The 4651-nt window shown below is 64.3% G+C and carries 5 protein-coding genes; 2 read left to right on the top strand and 3 right to left on the bottom strand.

Features of this window, described 5'->3' with window-relative positions:
• Both EN742_RS24980 and EN742_RS24970 read right to left on the bottom strand, forming a co-directional pair.
• A partial coding sequence (locus EN742_RS24980; protein ID WP_148670238.1) for a cytochrome d ubiquinol oxidase subunit II occupies positions 1 to 675 on the bottom strand: 675 nt, incomplete at its 3' end.
• 267 nt (positions 676 to 942) lie between these two features.
• Positions 943 to 2304, bottom strand: coding sequence for a cytochrome ubiquinol oxidase subunit I (locus EN742_RS24970; RefSeq protein WP_127405929.1), 1362 nt, complete (start codon positions 2302 to 2304; stop codon positions 943 to 945).
• Positions 2305 to 2528: 224 nt separating this feature from the next.
• Here EN742_RS24970 and EN742_RS24965 point away from each other — a divergent pair, with 224 nt between their 5' ends.
• Entirely contained in the window at positions 2529 to 3455 is a 927-nt protein-coding gene (locus EN742_RS24965) for an ABC transporter ATP-binding protein (RefSeq protein WP_127405930.1), read from the top strand.
• Complete coding sequence (locus EN742_RS24960; protein ID WP_127405931.1) at positions 3452 to 4213, top strand: ABC transporter permease; 762 nt, start codon at positions 3452 to 3454, stop codon at positions 4211 to 4213. The genes EN742_RS24965 and EN742_RS24960 overlap by 4 nt, the downstream gene beginning before the upstream one ends.
• A 14-nt stretch (positions 4214 to 4227) precedes the next feature.
• On the opposite strand, the gene EN742_RS24955 is transcribed toward EN742_RS24960, so the two are convergent.
• A partial coding sequence (locus EN742_RS24955; protein ID WP_128333405.1) for a phosphatidylglycerol lysyltransferase domain-containing protein occupies positions 4228 to 4651 on the bottom strand: 424 nt, incomplete at its 5' end.

The following is a 4651-nucleotide window of genomic DNA, read 5'->3' as shown; positions in this document are numbered from 1 at the left end:
GAGTATCTCCGGAAAGAGGAACCATTTGTCGAAGATGCGCGGGCTGGCGAAGGGCGTGGCGAGCGACACCGCGACCATGCCGAGCGCCGCCAGCACCAGCGCGGTACGCAGCCAGCGCACCGCCTTGCGCTGCAACTCGCCCTCGGTCTTGTAGATAAGCCAGGCCGAGCCCATCGCCGCATAGGCGGCCGACAGGCAGAGCGCCACCAGCGCGCCGAAGGCAATGCCGCCGAGGCGGACATCGAGGCCGAGCACATAGACGCCCAGCATGTAGCCCTGCGCCAGCGAGGCGACGGCCGAGCCGAGGAAGAAGATGCGGTTCCAGCGATGCTTGCTGCCGGCCGGCACCTTGGCGCGGAAATCGAAGGCGACGCCACGCAGGATAAGGCCGACCAGGAGCACGAAGACCGGTATGTAGAGCGCGCTGAGGATGGTGCCGTGCGCCAGCGGGAAGGCGACGAGCAGCAGGCCGACGGCCAGCACCAGCCAGGTCTCGTTGGCGTCCCAGAACGGGCCGATAGCCGCGATCATCGTGTCCTGCTCGTGGTCGTCGGCGGCAGCGAACAGGATGCCGATGCCGAGGTCGAAGCCGTCGAGGATGACGTAGATCAGGATGGCGAGGCCCATCAGGCCGGCGAAGATCAGCGGGAGCGCGGTTGGCCAGTCATAGGTCATTTTCTTCTCCTCACGCGCCAGTCTCGATTTCCGAGGTCGGCGCCGCCCCTCATCCCCCTGCCGGGACCTTCTCCCCGTATGGTGACGGGGAGAAGGGGGCTGGCCGCAACAACAGCGTAGTTCCTGCAACGTCGGCGATTGGCGAAACCGGCGAGGGGAGCGCCCCTCTCCCCGTCCCTATACGGGGAGAGGATGCCGGCAGGCAGGTGAGGGGCAGCGCCAGCGTCCGGCGTCGAGTCAAGATTTCTTCGCAGTTCGACCACTGCCTCACTCCCCAGCGGCCGGCTGCGACATGGCCGCGTTCATGACGCCCGGCAGCGGCGAGGTGTCGCCATCCTTGGCCGCCTTCAGCGCCAGGTGCACCAGCACGCCGAGATAGGCGATCAGCAAAATCACGTAGAGGACGAGATAGACGGCAAGCGTCAGCGCGACATGGCTGCCGGCGACCGGGCCGACGGCATCGGCGGTCTTCAGGACGCCGGTGACCAGCCAGGGCTGGCGGCCGATCTCGGTGGTGTACCAGCCGGCCAGCGTCGCCACCCAGCCGGAGATCGTCATCGGCACCATCAGCAGCGCCAGCGGCTTCGGCAGGCTGTGGCGGCGCTTGAGGAAGAAGGCCGCCGACCAGGAGACGATCAGCATCAGGATGCCGGTGCCGACCATGATGCGAAAACCCCAGAACACCGGGAAGACCGGCGGGTGGTTGCCGGGATAGTCGTTCAGCCCCGGCACGACGCCGCTGGTGCTGTGCCTCAGCACGACGCTGGCGCCGTCGGGGATGGCGATCTCGAATTTGTTTTCCCTGGCCGCCTCGTCGGGCCAGGCAAAGAGCACCAGCGGCACGTTGGGGCCGGTGTTCCAGTTGGCCTCCATGGCGGCGATCTTCTGCGGCTGGTGCTCGAGCGTGTTCAGGCCGTGCTGGTCGCCGGCGAAGATCTGGACCGGGATCAGGATGGCGGCGGTGAAGACGCCGGTGCGCAGCGCCTTCCACATCGATTCCGAGCGGTCGCCGGTGAGATAGCGCAGCGCCGACAGGCCGGCGATGAGGAAGGAGACGGTCAGCCCCGAGGCGAGCAGCATGTGGACGAGCCGGTAAGGCATCGAAGGGTTGAAGACGATCGCCCACCAGTCGACGGCATGCGCCTTGCCGTCGCGCGTCTCGAAGCCGGCCGGCGTCTGCATCCAGGAATTGAGCGCGATGATCCAGAAGGCCGAGACGGTGGTGCCGCCGGCGACCAGTACGGTGGCCAGCGTGTGGATGCGGTTGGACACGCGGCGAAAGCCGAACAGCATGATGCCGAGGAAGGCCGCCTCGAGGAAGAAGGCGGTGAGGATCTCATAGGCCAGCAACGGGCCGGCGATGTTGCCGACGGTCTCCATGTAGCCCGGCCAGTTGGTGCCGAACTGGAAGCTCATGGTGACGCCCGAGACCACGCCCATGGCGAAGGACAAAGCGAACACCTTCACCCAGGTGAAATAGGCGCGCATCCAGGCGGAATCGCCGGTCCTGTTGTAACGCAGCTTGAAGAACAGCAGCACCCAGCCAAGTGCAATGGTGATTGCCGGAAACAGGATATGGAACGAAATATTCGCGCCGAACTGGATGCGCGACAGGATGAGCGGGTCCATGGGCGACTCCGGCTGCTGCTTATGGCTCACAGAATAGGGCGCTGACGCGGTCCGGTCAAAGCGGCGTGGCGCCACGCGGGGCGCGTTGTCGCAGCACTTTGGGGGAAAGCTTCAGGGGAATGATTGTCCAGAAATGTCAGGAGCGGCATTGACTTCCGGCTGAGCGCACCGACATTCAGCGCAATAAAATCCTCCCGCTCCTTTCAAGCAGCCGTTTTCAGACCATGCCGTCAATCATTTCCATCTCCGGGGTGACCAAGACCTACGCCACCGGTTTCAAGGCCTTGAAGGAAATCAACCTCGACATCGAGCGCGGCGAGATCTTCGCGCTGCTCGGGCCGAATGGTGCCGGCAAGACGACGCTGATCTCGATCGTCTGCGGCATCGTCAACCGCTCTTCCGGCACGGTCATGGTCGACGGCCACGACATTGCGCGCGACTACCGCGCCGCACGCAGCCTGATCGGGCTGGTGCCGCAGGAACTGACCATCGACGCCTTCGAGACCGTCTGGGCGACGGTCAACTACAGCCGCGGCCTGTTCGGCAGGCCGGCCAACCATGCCTTTGTCGAGAAGGTGCTGCGCGACCTTTCGCTGTGGGAGAAGAAGGACGCCAAGGCGATCACGCTGTCAGGCGGCATGAAGCGCCGGCTGATGATCGCCAAGGCGCTTTCACACGAGCCGCGCGTGCTGTTCCTCGACGAGCCAACGGCCGGCGTCGACGTCGAACTGCGCCAGGACATGTGGGCGATGGTGCGCCGGCTGCGCGAGGACGGCGTGACCATCATCCTCACAACGCATTACATCGAGGAAGCCGAGGCGATGGCCGACCGCGTCGGCGTCATCAACCGCGGCGAGATCGTGCTGGTCGACGACAAGGCCGAGCTGATGCGCAAGCTCGGCCGCAAGCGGCTGCTGCTGGAGCTGCGCAGTCCGCTCGGCGCGATACCGGAGAGTTTCTCGCGCTACGCGCTGGAACTGTCGCCCGACGGCGGACAATTGACCTACACCTACGACAACCAGAGCGACCGGCCGGGCGTCGCCTCGCTGATCCGCGACATCGAGGCGGCCGGCATTCAGTTCCGCGACATCGAGACGGAGAACAGCTCGCTGGAGGAGATCTTCGTCAATCTGTTGAGGCAAGAGCCATGAACCTTCGTGCGGTATGGGCGATCTACCGGGTGGAGATGGCGCGCGCGCTGCGCACCGTGCTGCAGAGCATCATCTCGCCGGTGCTGTCGACCTCGCTCTATTTCGTCGTCTTCGGCTCAGCCATCGGCTCGCGCATCACCGAGATCGACGGCATCAGCTACGGCGCCTTCATCGTGCCGGGGCTGATCATGCTGTCGCTGCTGACCCAGTCGATCTCGAACGCCTCCTTCGCCATCTACTTCCCGAAATTCGTCGGTTCGATCTACGAGCTGCTCTCGGCGCCGGTTTCCTACCTGGAGATCGTGCTGGCCTATGTCGGGGGTGCGGCGACCAAGTCCATCATCCTCGGCCTGATCATCCTGGCCACCGCTTCGCTGTTCGTGCCGCTCCATATCGAGCATCCGTTCTGGATGATCGCCTTCCTGGTGCTGACGGCGGTGACTTTCAGCCTGTTCGGCTTCATCATCGGCATCTGGGCGAAAAGCTTCGAGCAGTTGCAGCTGGTGCCGCTCTTGATCATCACGCCGCTGACTTTCCTCGGCGGCAGCTTCTATTCGATCAACATGCTGCCCGGCATTTGGCGCACGGTGACGCTGTTCAACCCGGTCGTCTACCTGATCAGCGGGTTCCGCTGGAGCTTTTACGGCAAGTCGGATGTCTCGGTTGGCATCAGCCTCGGCATGACTGTGGTGTTTTTGGCCGTCTGCATCGCGATCGTGGCCTGGATCTTCCGCACCGGCTATCGGTTGAGGAACTAATCGGCCGATCGGGGTCAGATGGCTTTCACCAGCCGCAGCAGACCGAGCATCTCGACCAAAGTCCCCTTGCGGAAGGCGACATAGGTCGGCTGTTCCTGGCCGTGGAAACGGCGTTTGAAGGCCGCCTGGCCCTGCAAATTGAACTTGGAGCGATTGACCCAGGCGGAGCCGTAGGCGCGCTGGAAGGTGCTGCGCCAGAAGCTCGATTCGGCAAAGCCGCTGGCTTCGATGTCGACCAGCGGCGACAGACCCAGCGTGACGACGGAGATGCCTTCCTCGCGAAAACGATCGACGGCGAACTTGGTCAGGCCGATCTCGGCGTGCGGCGTGGCGTCGATGTGCTTGCGCTTGAAGGCGGTGGTGTAGCCGATGACCTTGCCGTCGCTGAACAGCGGATCGAAATCGAGCAGGGCGACCAGCTCGCCATCCGGCCCATGC

The sequence above is a fragment of the Mesorhizobium sp. M4A.F.Ca.ET.020.02.1.1 genome (assembly GCF_004022645.1).
Classification (GTDB): Bacteria; Pseudomonadota; Alphaproteobacteria; order Rhizobiales; family Rhizobiaceae; genus Mesorhizobium.
The sequence above is the reverse complement of the archived record's forward strand: the minus strand, read 5'-3'. Positions and strand labels throughout refer to the sequence as shown.

Coding starts and splice junctions, on each gene's coding strand:
- EN742_RS24965 (WP_127405930.1), top strand. CDS start 2,529: ATGCCGTCAATCATTTCCATCTCCGGGGTGACCAAGACCTACGCCACC.
- EN742_RS24970 (WP_127405929.1), bottom strand. CDS start 2,304: ATGGACCCGCTCATCCTGTCGCGCATCCAGTTCGGCGCGAATATTTCG.
- EN742_RS24960 (WP_127405931.1), top strand. CDS start 3,452: ATGAACCTTCGTGCGGTATGGGCGATCTACCGGGTGGAGATGGCGCGC.